20 protein-coding genes and 1 riboswitch are annotated in these 18,019 nt (G+C 67.2%); of the genes, 14 read left to right on the top strand and 6 right to left on the bottom strand.

Going from position 1 to position 18,019, the window contains the following annotated elements; translation table 11 throughout:
- A complete protein-coding gene (locus tag AC1DH3_RS10685; protein WP_476909280.1) occupies positions 1-804 on the bottom strand; it encodes a GOLPH3/VPS74 family protein in 804 nt (267 codons plus the stop codon).
- Between the two features lie 157 nt (positions 805-961).
- On the opposite strand from AC1DH3_RS10685, the gene AC1DH3_RS10680 reads away from it, so the two are divergent.
- The 12 genes from AC1DH3_RS10680 to AC1DH3_RS10625 all read left to right on the top strand — a co-directional run bounded on the left by AC1DH3_RS10680 (position 962) and on the right by AC1DH3_RS10625 (position 13,396).
- Positions 962-1,609: a M15 family metallopeptidase gene (locus AC1DH3_RS10680; RefSeq protein WP_476891965.1), complete on the top strand. Its 648-nt coding sequence runs from the start codon at positions 962-964 to the stop codon at positions 1,607-1,609.
- 43 nt (positions 1,610-1,652) lie between these two features.
- Positions 1,653-2,225, top strand: a complete 573-nt coding sequence (locus AC1DH3_RS10675; protein ID WP_476891964.1) for an MOSC domain-containing protein — start codon at positions 1,653-1,655, stop codon at positions 2,223-2,225.
- 211 nt (positions 2,226-2,436) lie between these two features.
- On the top strand, positions 2,437-3,213 hold the full coding sequence (locus AC1DH3_RS10670; protein ID WP_441416702.1) for an electron transfer flavoprotein subunit beta/FixA family protein: 777 nt from the start codon (positions 2,437-2,439) through the stop codon (positions 3,211-3,213).
- 10 nt (positions 3,214-3,223) lie between these two features.
- Complete coding sequence (locus tag AC1DH3_RS10665) at positions 3,224-4,207, top strand: electron transfer flavoprotein subunit alpha/FixB family protein (protein ID WP_476891963.1); 984 nt, start codon at positions 3,224-3,226, stop codon at positions 4,205-4,207.
- A 2-nt stretch (positions 4,208-4,209) separates the two neighbouring features.
- Entirely contained in the window at positions 4,210-5,862 is a 1,653-nt protein-coding gene (locus AC1DH3_RS10660; RefSeq protein WP_476909279.1) for a cytochrome b/b6 domain-containing protein, read from the top strand.
- Positions 5,863-6,538: 676 nt separating this feature from the next.
- A riboswitch (cyclic di-GMP riboswitch) is annotated at positions 6,539-6,613 on the top strand.
- Positions 6,614-6,761: 148 nt separating this feature from the next.
- The gene (locus tag AC1DH3_RS10655; protein ID WP_476909278.1) at positions 6,762-7,760 is read left to right on the top strand and encodes an ice-binding family protein; all 999 of its coding nucleotides are present in this window, start codon (positions 6,762-6,764) and stop codon (positions 7,758-7,760) included.
- Between the two features lie 17 nt (positions 7,761-7,777).
- Entirely contained in the window at positions 7,778-8,473 is a 696-nt protein-coding gene (locus tag AC1DH3_RS10650) for a class F sortase (RefSeq protein WP_476891960.1), read from the top strand.
- A 134-nt stretch (positions 8,474-8,607) separates the two neighbouring features.
- Positions 8,608-8,814 (top strand): hypervirulence associated TUDOR domain-containing protein, encoded by a 207-nt coding sequence (locus tag AC1DH3_RS10645; RefSeq protein WP_476891959.1) that lies wholly within the window; start codon positions 8,608-8,610, stop codon positions 8,812-8,814.
- A gap of 4 nt (positions 8,815-8,818) precedes the next feature.
- The gene (locus tag AC1DH3_RS10640; protein ID WP_476891958.1) at positions 8,819-10,018 is read left to right on the top strand and encodes an NAD(P)/FAD-dependent oxidoreductase; all 1,200 of its coding nucleotides are present in this window, start codon (positions 8,819-8,821) and stop codon (positions 10,016-10,018) included.
- 22 nt (positions 10,019-10,040) lie between these two features.
- Complete coding sequence (locus tag AC1DH3_RS10635) at positions 10,041-10,853, top strand: alpha/beta fold hydrolase (protein WP_476891957.1); 813 nt, start codon at positions 10,041-10,043, stop codon at positions 10,851-10,853.
- Positions 10,854-10,968: 115 nt separating this feature from the next.
- The gene (locus AC1DH3_RS10630; protein WP_476909277.1) at positions 10,969-11,907 is read left to right on the top strand and encodes a hypothetical protein; all 939 of its coding nucleotides are present in this window, start codon (positions 10,969-10,971) and stop codon (positions 11,905-11,907) included.
- A gap of 79 nt (positions 11,908-11,986) precedes the next feature.
- Positions 11,987-13,396 (top strand): MFS transporter, encoded by a 1,410-nt coding sequence (locus AC1DH3_RS10625; protein WP_476891955.1) that lies wholly within the window; start codon positions 11,987-11,989, stop codon positions 13,394-13,396.
- On the opposite strand, the gene AC1DH3_RS10620 is transcribed toward AC1DH3_RS10625, so the two are convergent.
- Both AC1DH3_RS10620 and AC1DH3_RS10615 read right to left on the bottom strand, forming a co-directional pair.
- Positions 13,393-13,731 (bottom strand): hypothetical protein, encoded by a 339-nt coding sequence (locus tag AC1DH3_RS10620; RefSeq protein ID WP_476892282.1) that lies wholly within the window; start codon positions 13,729-13,731, stop codon positions 13,393-13,395. The two genes, AC1DH3_RS10625 and AC1DH3_RS10620, sit on opposite strands and share 4 nt — an antisense overlap.
- Positions 13,732-13,793: 62 nt before the next feature.
- Complete coding sequence (locus AC1DH3_RS10615; protein WP_476909276.1) at positions 13,794-14,135, bottom strand: YciI family protein; 342 nt, start codon at positions 14,133-14,135, stop codon at positions 13,794-13,796.
- A 180-nt stretch (positions 14,136-14,315) separates the two neighbouring features.
- Between AC1DH3_RS10615 and AC1DH3_RS10610 the strand changes: the two genes are divergently transcribed.
- On the top strand, positions 14,316-14,798 hold the full coding sequence (locus AC1DH3_RS10610) for a hypothetical protein (RefSeq protein ID WP_476891953.1): 483 nt from the start codon (positions 14,316-14,318) through the stop codon (positions 14,796-14,798).
- Positions 14,799-14,811: 13 nt separating this feature from the next.
- On the opposite strand, the gene AC1DH3_RS10605 is transcribed toward AC1DH3_RS10610, so the two are convergent.
- Entirely contained in the window at positions 14,812-16,059 is a 1,248-nt protein-coding gene (locus tag AC1DH3_RS10605; protein WP_476909275.1) for an RNA polymerase sigma factor, read from the bottom strand.
- A complete protein-coding gene (locus AC1DH3_RS10600; protein ID WP_476909274.1) occupies positions 16,056-16,379 on the bottom strand; it encodes a YciI family protein in 324 nt (107 codons plus the stop codon). Before AC1DH3_RS10600 ends, AC1DH3_RS10605 begins: the two co-directional genes overlap by 4 nt.
- Before the next feature lie 194 nt (positions 16,380-16,573).
- Here AC1DH3_RS10600 and AC1DH3_RS10595 point away from each other — a divergent pair, with 194 nt between their 5' ends.
- Entirely contained in the window at positions 16,574-17,467 is an 894-nt protein-coding gene (locus tag AC1DH3_RS10595) for an alpha/beta fold hydrolase (RefSeq protein ID WP_476909273.1), read from the top strand.
- Here AC1DH3_RS10595 and AC1DH3_RS10590 read toward each other — a convergent pair.
- The gene (locus tag AC1DH3_RS10590; protein ID WP_476909272.1) at positions 17,464-17,991 is read right to left on the bottom strand and encodes a hypothetical protein; all 528 of its coding nucleotides are present in this window, start codon (positions 17,989-17,991) and stop codon (positions 17,464-17,466) included. The two genes, AC1DH3_RS10595 and AC1DH3_RS10590, sit on opposite strands and share 4 nt — an antisense overlap.
- Positions 17,992-18,019: the final 28 nt, after the last annotated feature.

The following is an 18,019-nucleotide window of genomic DNA, read 5'->3' as shown; positions in this document are numbered from 1 at the left end:
CTAGAGGGTTGCGGCTTCTTCCTGGGCCAGTCTGATCATCCGCAGCTCGTCCTCCACGGCTCGGGCGGGCCAGTAGTCCTTGGCCAACTCGTCGGCGCGGACTCGGTCTGCCGCCGGGAAGAGCTTGCCGAACAGGCCGGCCGCTTGCAGCAGGGCAATCAGCGCCGTGGTCCTAGCGTCGGGCGCGGGCGCAGCCGGCGTGCCGGCCCCGGTGGGCGTCCCGGCCACGGGCGTCCCTGCCGTCCCGGCGTCGGGCCCCGTCGAAGGAGACGTCCCGGCGTCGGACACCGTCGAAGGAGGCGCCCCGGCGTCGGACGTTTTCGCATCAGGTGCGCCGGGGACCGGTGCGGCACCGCTGAGTGCAGCCTCGAGCTTCTTCAGAAGCGCAGCTTTCGAAGCGTGGTCCACCTCGGGGTACCGGGTGGACCGGAACACGCCGAGGTGTTTTTCGCCGACATGTTCCACGATGCCCAGTGCCGCCATCCGCTCGTAGACACGCTGCACTTCGGCGCGGCCCTCCAGCATGGCGACCCACCGTTTGGGAGTGTGAGGCCGTGATTTGCCGCGGATGAGCTCCAGCTCGTGCTGGAAATCCGTCGGCGGGGCGGCGCGGGTAGCCCGGACGTTCTTCCCCTGCAGCTCGATGGCACCGATCAGCTCCAGCTCGGCCAAGATTGCCCCCGCCAGCGTGGTTCTGAGTGCAAACACCGGCACCTCCGGTTTGCCGTCTTTGTCGTTCGTTGCCAACAGCAGGAAGGCCTGGGGAAGGTTCAGCTCCGCCGGCTTCGGCGTTTCAGCGTTCATACCAACATGGTGGCGCGGTTGGGCAGCCGCCGCATGAGGATTTCGTCCCGGGTCCCCGGAGATAAATGCCCTCGACTCCCGCCGTGCCGACCGGTAAGGTTCCCCGCATCTGTTCCGGACACTTCTGGAGGCCATGGTGCTCAAGCGAATCAGCAGGATGACAGGCGCACTGGCGGGGCTGCTGCTCACGCTCGGCATGATCGCACCATCAGTGCCGGCTGTAGCCTCGACGGGCTACGACATCGACTCCGCCTCCAGCCTGCAGGTGGTGGTCAACAAACACCGGCCGTTGGACCCCGCCACCTACGTGCCGGCCCGGCTGGTCAGGGTCCAGGGGGAACAGCTGCGGACCGAGGCCGCGGACGCCTACAAACAGTTAGCCAAAGCCGCCAAGTCGGCCGGCGTGAACATCATTCCGGTCAGCGGCTACCGTTCTTACAGCCAGCAGGCAAGCCTCTACGACAGCTACGTGCGCCAGTACGGCCAGGCGACGGCCGATACCCTCGCCGCGCGGCCCGGCTTCAGCGAACACCAGACCGGGCTGGCGATGGACATCGGCAACGCCAGTGGGGTCTGCGCCCTGCAGGCCTGCTTCGCAAACACCCCGGCCGGTAAGTGGGCGGCCGCGAATGCCGCGAGCTATGGATTCATCATCCGCTACCCCGCGGGGGCCGAGGACGTTACCGGCTACACCTACGAGCCTTGGCACCTGCGTTTCGTGGGAAAGGCCATCGCCCAGGAGATGAAGGACTTCCCCACCCTCGAGGATTACTTCGAGCTGGAACCCGCCCCTGATTACCTCTAAGCCAACGAACGCCCAGGACCCCGCGAGGCGATAACTTGGTGGAATGACGGCTAGCTATAGGTACGACGTCGAGATCCTGCACCTGCTCGTGTCGCCGGCGCACGCCTACTTCGGCCGCGCACGGGAGGGCGCCGCCGACGTCCCCACCGCAGACGCCGAGAAGGCCACGTTCTTGGCCGGCAAGGGCATCGTCGGCGACCGGTTCTTCGGCAAGGCCGCGCACATGGATGCCGCCGTCACCGTGTTCGCCGTCGAGGCCCTCGAAGCCATCGCCGCAGAGCTGGGAACGGCAGCCCTTGACCCACTGCTCACACGTCGCAATGTGCACATCAGGGGAGCCCACCTGGCCCCGCTGCTCCGTCACGAATTCGCGTTGGAATCCGGCGGCGAGCTGGTGCGGCTCAAGGCCGGGCGGCCGGCCCATCCGTGCGCCTGGATGGATGCGATGCTCGCCCCGGGCGCCCACAAAGCTATGCGCGGGCGGGGCGGTGTGCGGTGCCAGGTGCTTTCGGACGGGGTCCTGCACCGCGGCCCGGCAGTGCTGATCAGTCCGGTCCCGCTTGACCCGGACCGCGCGGGCGAACCGACGCTGCTGCGCCCATCGCGCTTGCCCTAGTCCGACGCATGCCGTCGACTCGCCGACGAAACACAGGGGCACGAGCAGACGGTATCCGAACGCCGGGCGGTCCTGACAAAAGAGGGCAAAGTCCCGGCCCGCCGGTTCGCGACACGGGACCGGTCAGCCAGGCCGGGCTTCGCTTTCGTAGACTCTAGGGAGATCCGACGTGTCCCCTCCGGAGACATGCCCGCCACAGGAAGAGTCATCGATGAAGATTATCGTCCTAGTCAAGGAGGTCCCCGACACCTACGGGGACCGAAAACTGAACCTTGAAACAGGCCTCGCCGACCGTGAAGCCAGCGAGACAGTCATTGATGAGATCGGCGAGCGGGCCCTGGAGCTGGCCCTGACGTATGCCGACGCGAACGAGGGCACCGAGGTGACCCTCCTTTCCCTCGCTCCCGAGGGCGCGACGGCCACCATCCGCAAGGGGCTGGCGATGGGTGCGGCGAGCGCCGTCCACGTCTCTGACGAGGCGCTCCGGGGCGCTGACCTGGGGCTTACCGCCGAAACCCTCGCAGCCGCGATCCGCCGCGTCGAGTTTGACCTGGTCATCACCGGCAACGTCTCCACCGATGGATCCGGCGGCATGATTCCCGCGATGCTCGCCGAGCTGCTTGACGTGCCGCTTGCTTCCGGTCTCAGCGCCGTGGAGATCAGCGACGGCGCGGTGTCCGGGACCCGGGGCGTGGAATCCGGCGTGCAGCAGGTATCGGCGAAGCTGCCTGCGGTTATTTCCATTACCGAGGCGCTTCCCGGGCCGCGCTTCCCCAACTTCAAGGGAATCATGGCCGCGAAGAAGAAGCCCCTTGAGGTGCTGACCCTTGGCGACCTCGGGATCTCGGCCGACAACCCGGACGCGGCGCGGTCGATCATGCTGGCGGTGGCCGAGAAGCCCCCGCACGCTGCCGGCGTCAAGATCGTTGACGAGGGTGATGCCGGCGAGAAGCTCGCCGACTTCCTGATCGAAAACCGACTGGCGTAGGAGTAACGACATGACTGAATTCCCTCGTGACGCAATCCTCGTCGTCGTGGAAGCCCTGGCTTCCGGTGAACTTGAGAAGGCTGCGGCCGGGCTCTTCGGCGCTGCCGCCGCGGTGGGCACGCCGGTTGCCCTGGTGCTTGCCGAGCCCGGCGCCGGAACGGCCGCCGCCGCGGAGGCCGCGGACCTGGGCGCCGCCCGCGTGCTGATCGCAGAGTCTACGGATCCGTCCGCGCTGGGCGTGCCGGGCGTCGACGCGCTTGCCACCGCGGCGGAGCAGGTGCAGCCGGACGCCATCCTGATTTCGCATTCCCTGAACGGACGGGACCTGGCCGGCCGGTACGCCGCCCGGTCACGGGCAGCGGTGTGCGTCGATGCCGTCGGTGTGTCCCGCGACGACGAGGGCGTGGTGGCACACCACTCCGTCTACGGCGGCGCCTACAACGTGACGTCGACGGCCACGTTTGGCGCGCCGGTCATCACGGTCCGCCAGGGCTCCATCGAAGCGCGGGCTGCGGCCCAGCCGCCGGCGTCGGAAACCCTGGCGGTGCCCCCCTCCGGGAAGCCGGCAGCGCGGGTCGACTCCTTCGAGGAGGCCGTCGCCGCCACCTCGCGGCCGGAGCTGCGCGGTGCCGCCAAGGTTGTCGCCGGTGGCCGCGGCCTCGGCTCGGCCGAACAGTTCGCCCTCGTTGATCAGCTCGCCGATACGCTCGGCGCTGCCGTTGGTGCTTCGCGTGCCGCGGTGGACGCAGGCTTCGTTCCGCAATCGCAGCAGGTCGGGCAGACCGGGGTTTCGGTGTCCTCCCAGTTGTATATCGCGCTTGGTATTTCCGGCGCGATCCAGCACCGGGCCGGCATGCAGACCGCGAAGACGATCGTCGCCATCAACAAGGACGCGGACGCGCCGATCTTCGAGATCGCCGACTTCGGCGTGGTGGGCGACGTGTTCAAGGTTGTCCCTCAGCTGATCAGCGCCCTTGAGGCCCGGAAGAAATAGCGATGGCAACTCATTCCGGGTCCATCCGACGGGGCCTGCCGCGCGTGCCGGGCGGCGAGCCCTGGCCGCCAGCAGGCCAAGCACCCGCGCGCCTGCTTTCCTCCGCGGCTGCTGCGCAGGAAACGGAACCAGATACGACGGCGCTGTCCGCTCCGGTGCCCGCAGTCAGCGCTCCTGCCGTGGACGTCCCGGCAGCAGCTGCGGGCGGGTGGCAGCTTCGCCGGGGCTTGCCGCGGGTGCCGGGCGGCGAGCCCTGGCCGCCCGCCGGCGAGGTCGCGGCACCGGTGGCATCCGTGTCAGAGGCTCCGGCCCCAGGCGGCGAGCCTGCGCCGACGCCGGCCGCGCCGGTCGCGCAAGCGAAGCTCGCCGCTGCCACCCCCCAAACGGAACCAGCGGCGACGTCGGCGGCGGCTGCTCCGGTCACCGCACCGGCCGCGCAGACGACGGCGGGAGCCACCCAGCTTCGCCGCGGACTCCCTCGCGTCCCCGGTGGCGAACCCTGGCCTCCAGCGGGCCTGGCTCCCGCGCGTGCTGCCAGCCCCGCTTCTGTTTCTGCGGTGCAGGCAGCCCCCGAGCCCGTCGTGCCGGCGCCTGCCCCGGCTGCCGCCGTCGTCGTCGCGGAGACCGTTGCCGAAGCGGAGCCACCGGCGCCGTCGAGTGAACCGGTCCCCATATCCCCCGCGATCACAGCCGCCCCGGCACCCGTGGCCACGCCCGTCGTCGCTGAAAAGCCCGCAAAGCCCGGAAGGCCGAAGGCCGCAGCAAGGCTCTACGGCTCCCGCACCCCGGCCCAGTGGGTCAAGCTCGCCGTCGTCGCCGTGGCCGCCGCCGCAATTCTTGTCCTCGCCGCGCGCGGAGTGACCACGCTGCCGGGCGTGCCGGAGTTCCTCGAGAGGTACCCCGGCGAATATAGCCTGCCCGACACCGCCGAGACCGGCTTCCCGTGGTGGGCGCAGTGGACGCATTTCCTGAACATTTTCCTGATGGTGCTCATCATCCGCTCCGGCTACCAGGTGCGCACGCAGCAGAAACCGCCCGCGTTCTGGACCCCAAAGCGCGGTGGCAAGAAGGTCAGCATCAACCTGTGGCTGCACCAGTCGCTCGACGTCTTGTGGTTGGCCAACGGGCTCATTTTCGCGGTGCTGCTGTTCGCCTCGGGCCGTTGGATGCGGATCGTCCCGACCAGCTGGGAGGTGTTCCCGAATGCGCTCTCTGCACTCCTGCAGTACATGACACTGGACTGGCCGGTCGAGAACGGCTGGGTGAACTACAACAGCCTGCAGCAGTTGATGTACTTCCTCGTGGTGTTCATTGCGGCCCCGCTCGCGGCAATCACGGGGGCTCGCATGAGCGAGTTCTGGCCCAAGAACGCGACAACGCTGAACAAGGCCTACCCGGTGGAGGTGGCGCGTGCGCTCCACTTCCCGACAATGCTGTTTTTCGTGCTGTTCATCCTGGTCCACGTGTTCCTGGTGTTCGCGACCGGTGCGCTGCGCAACCTGAACCACATGTTCGCCGGCACCGACGAGATGAACTGGGTGGGGTTCTGGCTCTTCGCGGCCGCCATCGCCATCACCACGGCCGGGTGGTACGCCGCCCGGCCGCTCGTGCTGGCACCCCTCGCCAAGCTGTTCGGCAAGGTGAGCAGCCGGTAGGCGTCAAACGACGGTCTGCCTCGATCGCGAATCGCTATCGAGGCAGACCGTCGAGGCTGGAACTATCGGTCCTGTTCCCTGTTTGCGCTGGATTCCGGAGAACGGGGGCCGGCCGCCGTCCAGCCATTCTGATCATCGAATAGGGGGCGCCTGACGGCCAACAAATGTTGTGCCAGCGCCACATCCGGCTGGCCGGGATACGTTTCCACGAGTCCGCTGAGATGTTGTCTTTCGCGCTCACGCTCCGGGTCGGCGTCCGCCATCAAGGCCCCAATGATGGTCATGGCCAGGCGTCGGATCTCCGGCATCCGCTTCTCGCCTGAAGCTCCGGTGGCCCTGTTGCCGTCGGGGCCGGAACACGAAATCCCGGGTCTGCCATGACTGCGTTCCGGAAGCGAAGACGGACTGGTTGGCATCTGGTGTCCCTTATTCCTGTTCCAGTAGAAGCTGGAACGGATCCACGGCCATACGCGCTCCTGGGAGCGGGTGCTCAACGCGGCGGACTCTATCACTATTGTACGCCCGTACCGCAAGGCCCCGCTTGGGCGACCAGCCAAACCGTGCAGCAGATCCCGCGTCTTGCCGTGACAGCAGAAAACAACTTGATGAGCGTTCCTAAAGATGATAATGACAGCCATCTTCTGCTGTTAGGGTTACGGAAGATCGGGCATTCGCTCGTCGATAAGGGCAAACCGGGTGCGAATCCGCGACGCAAAGCTACGGGGCCCTAGTGGTCGGCCGGGCCGCCAACAAGGGATTCCATCATGGTTTCGATCTCCTCCACCCCCGTTCGCCTCCGAAAACATAGCAGCGTCGCCTCCGGCGCCCGCCGCCTCCATTCACGACGCCGCACGGCGGCGGTCGCGATCGGCTTATCCGCCGCCTTGGGGTGGACCATCGTGAGTCAGTCCCCGGCCTTCGCCGCCGACGCCCCCGTGGGGCTAGGAACGGCGGCCGCATACTCCGTCCTGGGCGGAACGACCGTTACCAACACCGGTCCCACGACACTGGCCGGAGAGCTCGGCGTCTACCCGGGCAGTGCAATCACCGGCTTCCTCCCCGGGGTCGCTGCAGGCGCTACCCACGCGGGTGACGCTCAGGCCGGTCAGGCACAGTCGGACTTGACCACCGCCTACAACGACGCAGCCGGCCGCGCCGCCACTGCCAGCGTCGCCGGTGACCTCGTCGGGCAAACCCTGACCCCCGGCGTCTACAAGTCCACCGGCCCCCTGGCCGTCGGTGGTGCCTTGACCCTGAACGGACAAGGGAACCCGAACTCAGTGTTCATCTTCCAGGTCGCCTCCACCCTCACGACAGCGTCGGCGAGCAGCATCGTCCTCACCAACAGCGCCCAGGCGTGCAACATCTACTGGCAGGTCGGCAGCTCCGCAACACTCGGCACTGCGTCAAGCTTCGTCGGAAACATCCTGGCCCTCACCTCAATCACCGCGACGACCGGCGCCACCGTCCAGGGACGGGCACTGGCCCGCAACGGTCAAGTCTCCCTGGATACCAACGTCTTCACCCTCCCCGGATGCGAAACAGGGTCCGCGGCACCGTCGCCCTCCGCTACCGCTTCACCTTCAGCCGGCGCGGCCCCCAGCCCCAGGGCCACTGAGGCAGGTACCGCGATCGGGGCGGTGCCCCGGACGGGCTCCGCCGGCGTCAGTGCGGGCTCAGGGACGGGTACGGGCACCAGTGCCGTGACGGGAGCGGAGAACGCCGGGACCGGCCTTGGAACAGGACCGGCCACCGGGCGGGGACGGAATATCGACACTGCGGTAGAAACCCATTCCCCTGGCACAGGGTTCGCCATCGGGGCGACCGCTGTGCTGACGGGCCTGATGGGAGCATTGATGCTGGCCCGGAGAAAGCGCTCGGCTCAAGGGAATAACTAAGAGAAGCGGCCCCTTTCGTGGACGCGGAAAAGCCGCCGCAAAAAGACCCCGTGGTTGGCGATCTCTCCTTGACCCGCTCTTCACGTGATGGTCATGCCGCCAAGGGCGGGTCCCGCACCGGACTACTCATTGGCGGCACATTGACCGCGCTTCTGCTGGCCGTTCTAGTCACCCTCATTGCCCCGCCAGGCCCGCCGGCCAGGTCGGCACCCACCCCAGCCATCACGCAACCCGCCGCCGTTCAAGGGGTATCGCCGTCGGCGCCGGGAGCCCAGGCCAAGCTGGGCTCGCCGCCGCTGCACATCGCCTACACCGGCATCGACATGAACCAGGACCTTTTGCCGCTGACACCGGCTCCTGGTCAGGGCTCCATCACTCCCCCCGATACGCTCGACGCCTACTGGCTGACGTCGTACGGCAGCCCGGGCTCCGCCGACACCACCTACATAATCGGCCACAGCTGGCAGGACCGGGACACGGCCTTCAACCACCTCAGTACCCGCGCGAAAGCCGGCGACCGGATCACGGTCACAACAAAGACAGGGCCTGCGATTTACACTGTCAAAACTGTCACCACCGAGAACAAAAACACCTTGAAAAACAGCAGAATCTGGGACAAGGTACCCAACCGCCTCATTCTGATTAGTTGCTACACCGCCGATCTGTGGGGCACGAACATCATCATCACCGCCGATCAGATACCCGGCTCGTGACGGCCGCTAGGCGGCCGATCCGCGGACGACGTCGGGAGCAGCCAGTACCCAATAAAGCTCATCATGCTTACTATTGAGGCTTCGGCTGCCAGCCAGCCGCGCGCTGCAGCAACCGCCCTATCCGAGGAGTGCCGATGTCGCTGAGCAAGGGAACACCCGTGGAATGGAACACGCCCCAAGGCACCACCCACGGCAAGATCGTGGAGAAAAAGGTCCGCGACTTCGAGCTGGACGGACACACCCACCGGGCCAGTGAAGACGAGCCGCAGTATGTCGTGGAGTCCGCCAGGACCGGGGCCCAGGCAGCGCACAAAGCCTCTGCCCTGACCGAAAAGAAGTAGCGCCATGGCCGGGCAACACCACGAGGTCATCATTATCGGCGGAGGTAACGCTGGCGTCTCCCTTGCGGCCCGCCTCCAGCGCTACGGACTGAAGGATGTGGCAGTGGTGGAGCCCGGCTCACATCACTACTACCAGCCGCTGTTTTCCCACGTCGCCGGCGGAAGGGCCAAGGCCAAGGACGCCGTCCGGCCGCAGGAGGCCGTCATGCCGCGGGGCGTGGAGTGGATTCGGGACAGCGCCACGGGCATCGACCCCGACGCCAACACGGTAATGCTGGCCTCGGGCGGCCAGTTGGGATACGGCCACCTCGTGGTCTGCCCCGGGATGCAGCTGGACTGGGACAAGATCCCGGGCCTGGCCGAAGCCGTTCATTCCCCGTCCGGCGCTTCCCACTATGAGTTCGAGCTGGCAACAAAAGCCTGGACGCTGCTCAAAGGCCTCAAGGCAGGGACCGCCGTTTTCACCATGCCCTCCGGCCCGATCAAATGCGGCGGCGCTGCGCAGAAGCCGATGTACCTGGCCTGCGATTACTGGCGAAAGCACGGGGTCCTCCAAGACATTCGGGTAGTGATGGTGCAGCCCTCCGACACGGTGTTCGGCGTGCCGGGAGTGGATGACGAGCTGAACCGCAAGATCGCCGAATACGGCATAGAACTGCGTCTGAACAGCGAAGTCGTTTCAGTGGAGCCATCGGCGCAGACCGTCCTGATCAAGAACAACGTCACCGGTATCGCCGAGGAACTGCGCTACGACGTGCTCAATGCCGTGCCGCCGCAGTCTGCGCCGGACTGGCTCAAGGCCACCGACCTGCCCGCCCCCGGCGACTCCGGCGGATTCGTGGAAGTGGACCCGCAGACGCTCCGGCACGTCCGGTTCCCGAGCATCTGGTCGCTGGGGGATGCCGCAGCCACCCTCAATTCCAAGTCCGGCGGCGCGTTGCGAAAGCAGACCAACGTCCTGGCCAAGAACCTGGTCGCGGCCCGAGAGGGAAACCCCCTGCCGGAAAAGTACGACGGCTACTCGGTGTGCCCCTTCACGGTGTCCCGGTCCACGGCTGTCTTCGCCGAGTTCGACGACGAATACCGGCCCATGCCCTCCATTCCGAAGGTGCCAACGTGGAAAGAGAGCCGCGCATCCTGGGTGGTGGACCGCGACATCTTTCCTCGGGTCTACTGGAACCTGATCCTGAAGGGACGCGCGTAGCCCCGCGCTCTACACTGGCTGGATGGAGGCTACGGTCCGCGGTGTTCCTGTGCATTACGTCGAGTCCGGCAGCGGTACGCCGGTTCTCGCTTTGCACGGCGTCGGCGTGGACCACCGCGAAATGGCCCATGCCCTCGAACCGGTCTTCACTGCAGCTTCTGGGTTTCGGCGCCTGTACCCTGACTTGCCGGGGATGGGCCTCACGCCGGCGCCCGCGGCCCTCGCCAGCAACGATGATGTCCTGGACCTCCTGCTCGGCTTCATCGACAACACCATCGGGGCTGGACCGCTTCTTGTCATAGGCCACTCCTATGGCGGGTATCTAGCCCGTGCCGTTGCCCAGCACAGACCGGAGCAGGTGATCGGGCTGGCGCTGGTCTGCCCGGTGGGGGCCCGCACCGGCAACGTGCCTGAACACACGGTTCTTGTGTCATCGGCCGGCCTTGGCGTCGAGCTCAGCCCGGAGCTCGAGGCTTCCTACCGCGGCTACTTTGTGGTCCAGACGGCTGAGACGCTGCGCCGGTTCCGGGACGCCGTGGCCCCGGCGGCGCAGCTCGTTGACGAATCCGCCCTGACGCGGATTTTTTCGCGCTGGGAACTGCAGGAGCGCCCGCAGAGTGTGAAGACCTATCCGCATCCCGTCCTGATCCTGGCGGGACGGCAGGATTCCACCGCCGGTTACGCCGCCCCGGCCGATCTCGCGGGGCAGTACCCGCGCTGCACCCTGGCCGTCCTCGATCACGCCGGCCATGCATTGTTGCATGAGCAGCCCGCCCTGGCTCAAGCCCTGATCGTTGAATGGCTCGCGCGGGTGCGTGAGCACTCCGCGGCCTGATACGCCCCCTCTAGAGTCCACCCGGAACCAGTTAATCCATTCGGTATAGTATTCCGATGGGCTGGCAGCTCTTGCACCGGTCCCCCTCACCCTCAGACCAAGGAGCCTCGTGGGCGTGCAAGCAACGGAACTGACGGTCTCCGACAACCGGCCGGGCCACGCCCCCGCCCGTGACGCAATGCTGGGCGGGCTGATCGGCATCCTGGCAGGGCTTCTCGGATTGGGCCCCTGGTTAATCACCGGGGCACAACTGCCCCTGCAGAACCTGTGGGCCGCCGACGTCGCTCCGGACCGGATGCCGGCGTCGCTTCTGCCGCTCAGCCAGTACGAGCTCACCACCCTCGTCGCCCTCCTCACGGTAGGCGGCGCGGCGGCCGGACTCGCGGTGCGTCTCTGGTCCCCCGCCCGACGCCGACTGGCGACGTGGTGCGCAGCAGCCGGGGTTCTCGGTGTCCAGTTCACCGCGTCCGTCCAGTCCTTCACCGTGCTCGACGGCGGACTCGCGGGCGGAACGATGGCCCGCCTGTACTTCGCCGGCCTGCTGGCGGGCGTGGTCCTGTCCGTCGCGGCGGCCCTCGTCGCCCTCCTGCTGGTCTCGTCGACGTCGCGGGCCCCGGTCGCACTGGGCGTCGGACTCATGGCGGTGCCGTTTGCGTCGTGGCTGGTGGAGTGGGTTGCGGGCGTCGTCGGGCCCCTCAACATCCCGGCAGCCGTGCCGACGGCCGCTCGCTGGATTCCCGCCATCCTGGTCGGCTGCGCTTTGGCGTGGTGCGGCCTTCGCCCTGCGCGTCGTGCCGTGGTGTGGCTGGTGGACCTGGCCCTGTTGTGGGTGGTTCCGGCCCTGTTTATCTCCGTCAATTACGTCCTCGGAACGCGCGTGGCGGCGGGCGACCTGCAGGAGATGCTGTTGATGAGCCGGCAGATCCTGGCGGCCACCCTGGGACCCGCGGGCGGGGCAGGACCCCTCGTCCTGCTGGCCTTCGTCCTCGCCCTGGCAGGGCTGGGTGCCCGGACCGTCGCAGTTGGCCGTCGGCGGGCCCTGCCCGCCGACTGACCCGGCCGTAACAGCGCAGCCGGCTTCCGCCAGGCCGCGGCTGTGTTCCTACCGGCCGGTCGTCATTACACTGGGACGCATGACCGAGCACGAACCGGTCCCGCCGCACACCGCTGTGGCCCCCGACGCCGTCGACGCCCCCTTGCGAAGTTCGAAGCAGCGCTCCCGCACCTTCTACGGGATCCTGCTGAACACCGGCCTGGCCAACATCACCACCAGTTACCTGTGGTTTGCGCTGACATTCTGGGTGTATTTGGGGACGCGCAACGTGATCGCCACCGGAGTAGTCGGCGGCGCGTACATGCTGCTGATCGCCCTTTCCAGCATCAGCTTCGGCACGTACGTCGACCGCTACCGCAAGCTGGCCGTCATGCGTTTTGCCGCCGCCTTCACCCTGGCGATGTTCGTGCTTTCGGGCGTGATGTTCCTGCTGACGCCCGCCGACTCGCTGCTGGACCTGACGCAGCCGTGGTTCTGGACATTCATGCTGATCGTCCTGCTCGGCGCCGTGGTGGAGAACATGCGCAACATCGCGCTCGCGGCCACGGTGACCATCCTGATCGACCCGGACCGGCGGGCCAACGCCAACGGGCTGGTCGGGATGGTGCAGGGGCTGATGTTCATCGTCACCTCGGTGTTTTCCGGTGTGTCGGTCGGGCTGCTGGGCATGGGCTGGACAATCGTCGTGGCCGTGGCGCTCACCGCGCTGGCCTTCGCCCACGTGCTCACCCTGCGCATGCCCGAGGAGGTCCGCGCCGCCGCCACGGACGCGCAGGGCGGCTTTGACCTGCGGGGCTCCCTCGCCGCCGTCGCCGCCGTTGCCGGACTGTTCGCGCTGATTCTCTTCTCCACGTTCAACAATTTCATCGGCGGCGTCTACATGGCCTTGATGGACCCCTACGGCCTGGAAATGTTCCCGGTAGAACTGTGGGGCACGTTCCTGGCACTGGGTGCCACCGGCTTCATCGTGGGAGGGGCGCTGGTCAACAAATTCGGACTGGGATCCAACCCGTTGCGCACCATGCTCCTCGCAGTGATCCTGATGGGCCTCCTCGGCGCGGTCTTCACGCTCCGGGAGTGGGCCTGGCTGTACGTCGCCGGCATCTGGCTGTACCTCGTCCTGGTCCCTGTCGTCGAGGCCGCCGAGCAGACGGTCATCCAGCGGGTGGTGCCGCTGCAGCGGCAGGGGCGCGTGTTCGGATTTGCCATGGCCTTCGAATCCGCCGCCGCGCCGATCACAGCGTTCCTGATCGCGCCGATCGCCCAGGTCTGGATCATCCCGTACGCGCGGTCCGCTGAGGGGGCCGCCCAACTGGCCCCGCTGCTGGGCGAGGGGACATCCCGCGGTATCGCCCTGGTGTTCCTGATCTCAGGAATCATCCTTATTGCGGCCGCGCTGCTGGCCTTCCTGGCCCCGGTCTACCGCCGGGTCTCGGCGTCGTACGCGGGGACGGATGCGGGTGTATCGCCGTTGGTGGACGGCCGCTAGGACGCGGGACCGGTTCCGTCAGGCAGGCTGGCATCGATTGGAAAGGTCATGAAGGCCGGGGTTTCGTACGGGTGCGCGGACAGTGCCGCGCTGACGACGGCGTTCCGCCGGGACCGCGGATAAATGGCTTCGATCCGCGTTTCCGGGACTTCCTCGGGGGAACCGACGGCGCCGATGGCCGGGGTCGCGCCCGGCAGCGGCGTGAAGCGCCCGGTCCCTTCGAGGCTGAACGAGCAGTGCGAGTAGTGACCCAGCCTGCCCGCCCCGGCATCGCCAATGGCTTGCCGGACGGCGTGCGCAGCGTCGGTGGGGACGTAGATGACCAGGCAATCCATAGGCTCCATGGCTGAAAGTCTGGCACGGGGCCGCCTCGGCCGCGCGGATAAGGCTGGCGCCGTCAGCTGGCGGGGTCGTACTGGAAAGCCCGCACCTCCTGCGCGCAACGGCAGGAGGCCGCGATCTTCGCTGCCCACTCCAAGGCCGCCTCGTACGAGGGCAACTCCAGCACCGAATAGCCGCCTTCAAGCTGCGCCGTCTGCGGGTAGGTGCCCTCGCGCACGGTCCCGTCGCCGTCGACCATGACAGGCGGGATGCTCTCGTCGATGCCGCCGCCGAACACCCAGACGCCTGCGTCCTTCGCCTCCTGGACCACCGCGTGCGACGCATCCGCTACGGACTGTAGCTCTTCCTCGGGGAAAACCATGGCGGCACTCGGAAACGAGATCAGGTACTTGGTCATGGCGTCGACTCCTTCTTCGCAGCACAGGGATGGCGCTTATCCTTGCCGATGCCCCAATGCCGTGCAAGATCTCCGCGGCCCCGCAGAGCGCCACAGAAATCGCCCTCAATTAGTACGCGGAAAGAATCATCCCAGGGTGGGAGTATGTCAAAAGTATGGTCACCCACAAAAGGAGCATCAATGCCGCTGGAAGACCTCAAGGACAGCCCGAGCGACTTCGACTTCATCATCGGAAGCTGGACCGTGCGACACGAGCGACTCAACCAGCTCTTCGCGGCATGCACCGAGTGGACCGAGTTCTCCGGCTTATCGTCGACTTTCAAGACGCTCGGCGGTTACGGAAACCTTGAAGACAACCTCCTGAGATTCCCCGACGGCGATGCGCGGGCGATCGCCATTAGGTCGTACTCGCCAGACCTCGGGACATGGTCAATTTGGTGGTTGGACGGCCGCAACCCGGGCACCCTTGACACTCCGGTCATCGGAAAGTTCGATTCCGGCATCGGGACCTTCTTCGCGGACGACAACCTGAACGGCAGCCCTATTCGCGTGCGGTTTACCTGGTTCTCAACGACCCAGAATCCGCGGTGGGAGCAAGCGTTCTCCAACGACGGCGGAAAGTCCTGGGAGACGAATTGGCGGATGGAATTCAGTCCGGCCTAACGAAAACTTTGGCTCACGACCCCAGCTGGTCCCGGCGGCGCCGTAGTGTCGCAGCCTCGGCCGAGTTGCCGGCCAGTTCGATGGCTTTCTCGTACGCCGCCCGCGCCTCCCGGGCGCGGCCCAGCCTCCGCAGCAGCTCCGCGCGGGTGGCGTGGTACGCGTGATACCCGGCCAGGTCGGATTCAAGTCGGTCGACGGCCGCCAGGGCCACCTGCGGCCCGTCCAGTTCTCCCACCGCGACGGCCCGGTTAAGCGCGACGATGGGCGACGGGTCAAGAGTCACCAGCTGGTCATAGAGCGCGACGATCTGGGACCAGTCGGTGTCGCGGAAATCCCGGGGAGAGGTGTGCACGGCGTTGATCGCCGCGAGCAGCTGGTACCGCCCCGGCGCAGCCCCGGATGCCAGGCGCTCCCGCACCAGGCGGTGGCCTTCGGCGATCAGCGCCGCAAACCAGATTCCCCGGTCCTGCTCGTCAAGGGTCACCAGCTCGCCGCCTGCCGAGACCCGGGCAGCGCTGCGAGCCTCGGTCAGGAGCATCAGGGCCAGCAGCCCGGCCACCTCGCCGTCGTCGGGCATCAGGCCGCGGAGCAGGCGGGTGAGCCGGATGGCCTCGGCGGTCAGCTCGGAGCGGACGGGGTCGGTGTCGGGTCCCGTCGCCAGATAGCCCTCGTTGAAGACCAGGTAGAGCACGGCGAGCACGCCGGAGACACGCCCCGGCAGGTCCTCGGCGGCCGGCACGCGATACGGGATCCGTGCGGCCTTGATCTTGGCCTTCGCGCGGGTGATCCGCTGCCCCATGGTGGTCTCCTGCACCAGGAAGGCCCGGGCGATCTCCGGTACAGTCAGCCCGCCCACCATCCGCAGCGTCAGCGCCACGCGGGCCGGCAGCGCGAGGGCCGGATGGCAGCAGGTGAAGATCAGCCGGAGCCGGTCGTCGTCGATGGCGGCGTCGATGGCGGAGGGAGGTTCGGGAGGGTCGTCGTCGAACACCAACTGGGCCTCCTGGTGTTTGCCGTCGCGTTTGTTCTCGCGCCGGAGCCGGTCGATGGCCTTGCGCTTGGCCGTGGTGGTCAGCCAGGCGCCGGGGTTGGCGGGGACGCCGTCGGACGGCCACCGCTCAACGGCAGTGGCAAACGCCTCGGCCGCCGACTCCTCTGCGAGATCGAGGTCACCAAAGCGCCGGGTCAGGGCGGCTACCACCCGGGCCCAGTTCTCCCGGTAGGCCTGGCTGACGGCGCCGCCGACGTCGGATCCGTTCACAGGAACGGCCGCACCTCGATTTTCCGGTTGCAGGCTTTCGATCCCTCGGCGGCGAGCTTCAGGGCGACGTCGAGGTCCGGCGCCTCAATGATCCAGAACCCGGCGAGGTACTCCTTCGACTCCACGAAGGGCCCGTCGGTCATCACCGGAGCCCCGCCGCGGTTGTCTATGACGGTCGCCGTGTCCGGGAATCCGAGGCCGCCGGCGAAGACCCAGTGCCCGTCGGCCTGGAGGCGGTCGTTGAACTCGTCAATGGTCGCCATCTCGTCTGAGGGCGCGAGCTCAAGCTTGTCGTGGATCACGGACAGCAAATACTGCATTTCGAGTCATCTCCTGCGGTTTAGGGCGCCCCTCCTGGGCAGCCGCTCACCCTTACTACGAACAACTCTGCCGCTATTCGACAGGAAATGGCAGCAGCTCACCGCGATTTCGCCCCGATCTAAGCGGCCCTAAACCCCACGGCCCGGATGCCGTAGCCTAGGACCCACCCACTCGAAGTGGAAGGACCGGCATTATGAGCTTTACCTCCTCCGGCCGCGCCCAAACCCCCGTCCTGGACATCGGCTACGAGTCCACCGGCGATCCGCGCGGGACGCCGGTGGTCCTGCTGCACGGATTCCCGTACGACGTCCGGGCCTACGACGACGTCGCCGCGATCCTCGCCGGCGAGGGCGCCTATGTGCTGGCGCCGTACCTTCGCGGCTTCGGCCCGACCCGTTTCCTCGACCCCGCAACGATGCGCTCAGGACAGCAGGCGGCCCTGGCTCAGGACCTGCTCGATTTCCTGGATGCCCTCGATATCGAGAAGGCAGTCGTTGCCGGCTACGACTGGGGCGGCCGGGCGGCGTGCATCGTGGCGGGACTGGAGCCCGACCGTGTCGCCGGCCTGGTCACCGTCAACGGCTACAACATGCACAACCTTGCCCGGTCCGGTGAACCGGTGAACCCGGAGTGGGAGCGGAGCTACTGGTATCAGTACTACTTCCACTCCGAGCGCGGGCGCCGCGGGCTGGAACGGAACCGGGACGAACTGTGTGAGCTGCTGTGGCGCACTTGGTCGCCGTCCTGGGCCGGGGCACGCGGGGCGTTTCCCGCCAGCGCCCCGAGCCTGCACAACCCCGACTTCGTCGACGTCGTTATCCACTCCTACCGCCACCGTTACGGACTGGCCGATGGCGACCCTCGGTACCAGCGGTTCGAGGACTTAATCGCGCAGGAGCCGAGCATCACCGTTCCCACGGTGGTGCTTGAGAGCGGGGACGACGGCGTCGGCGGTCCGGCGGCGAGCGAGGACCGGGACCATTTCACCGGCCCCTACAGCGAAATCCTGCTGCCGCGCATTGGACACAACGTTCCGCAGGAGGACCCGGGCGCGTTCGCGCAGGCCGTGGTGAGCCTGCTCGATTAGGGCGTATTGACGGGATTCATCAACGAGACCTGCCGCTTGATCTGTTCGAGCTCATCCTCGAGCCGGTCGACGGTGGCGCGGTACTTTCCGAACTCGGCCGCCCGGCGCCTGGCCATCGCGAAACTGATGCCGGCAGCGAGAACTGCCAGCGGGAACGAGACCAGCAGGCCCCAGCCGGACACGGCAAGGAAGTCCAGGGCGATGGGAAGGGCGTGCTTGAAGGCCAGGAACTCATTCACCCCGCCGACCACGCCGTTCAGGGCGGAGTCCAGCGGGCCCAGGAACTGGCCCACCACGGGCGTCCCGGCGAACGACGGCGCGCTCAGCGGCTGCTCTCCCCCGGACCAGCGCGGATCACCGAAGTGGTTCAGGATGTAGATTCCGGCTCCCGCGTTGAGGGCCGCGAACAGCAGGACGGAGCCTAGCGCGGTCCATTGCAGCCGGCGCGGACGCCAGAGGCCCGCCGCGAGCGCGAAGACGGCAGCCGCAATCCAGGGGAAGATGCGCAGGTTGTCGAGGCTCATGCCGCCCAGTAAATCCAAGGAATTGTCC

The sequence above is a fragment of the Arthrobacter sp. 05L428 genome (genome assembly GCF_056397665.1).
This window is presented reverse-complemented; position numbering and strand designations above follow the sequence as displayed.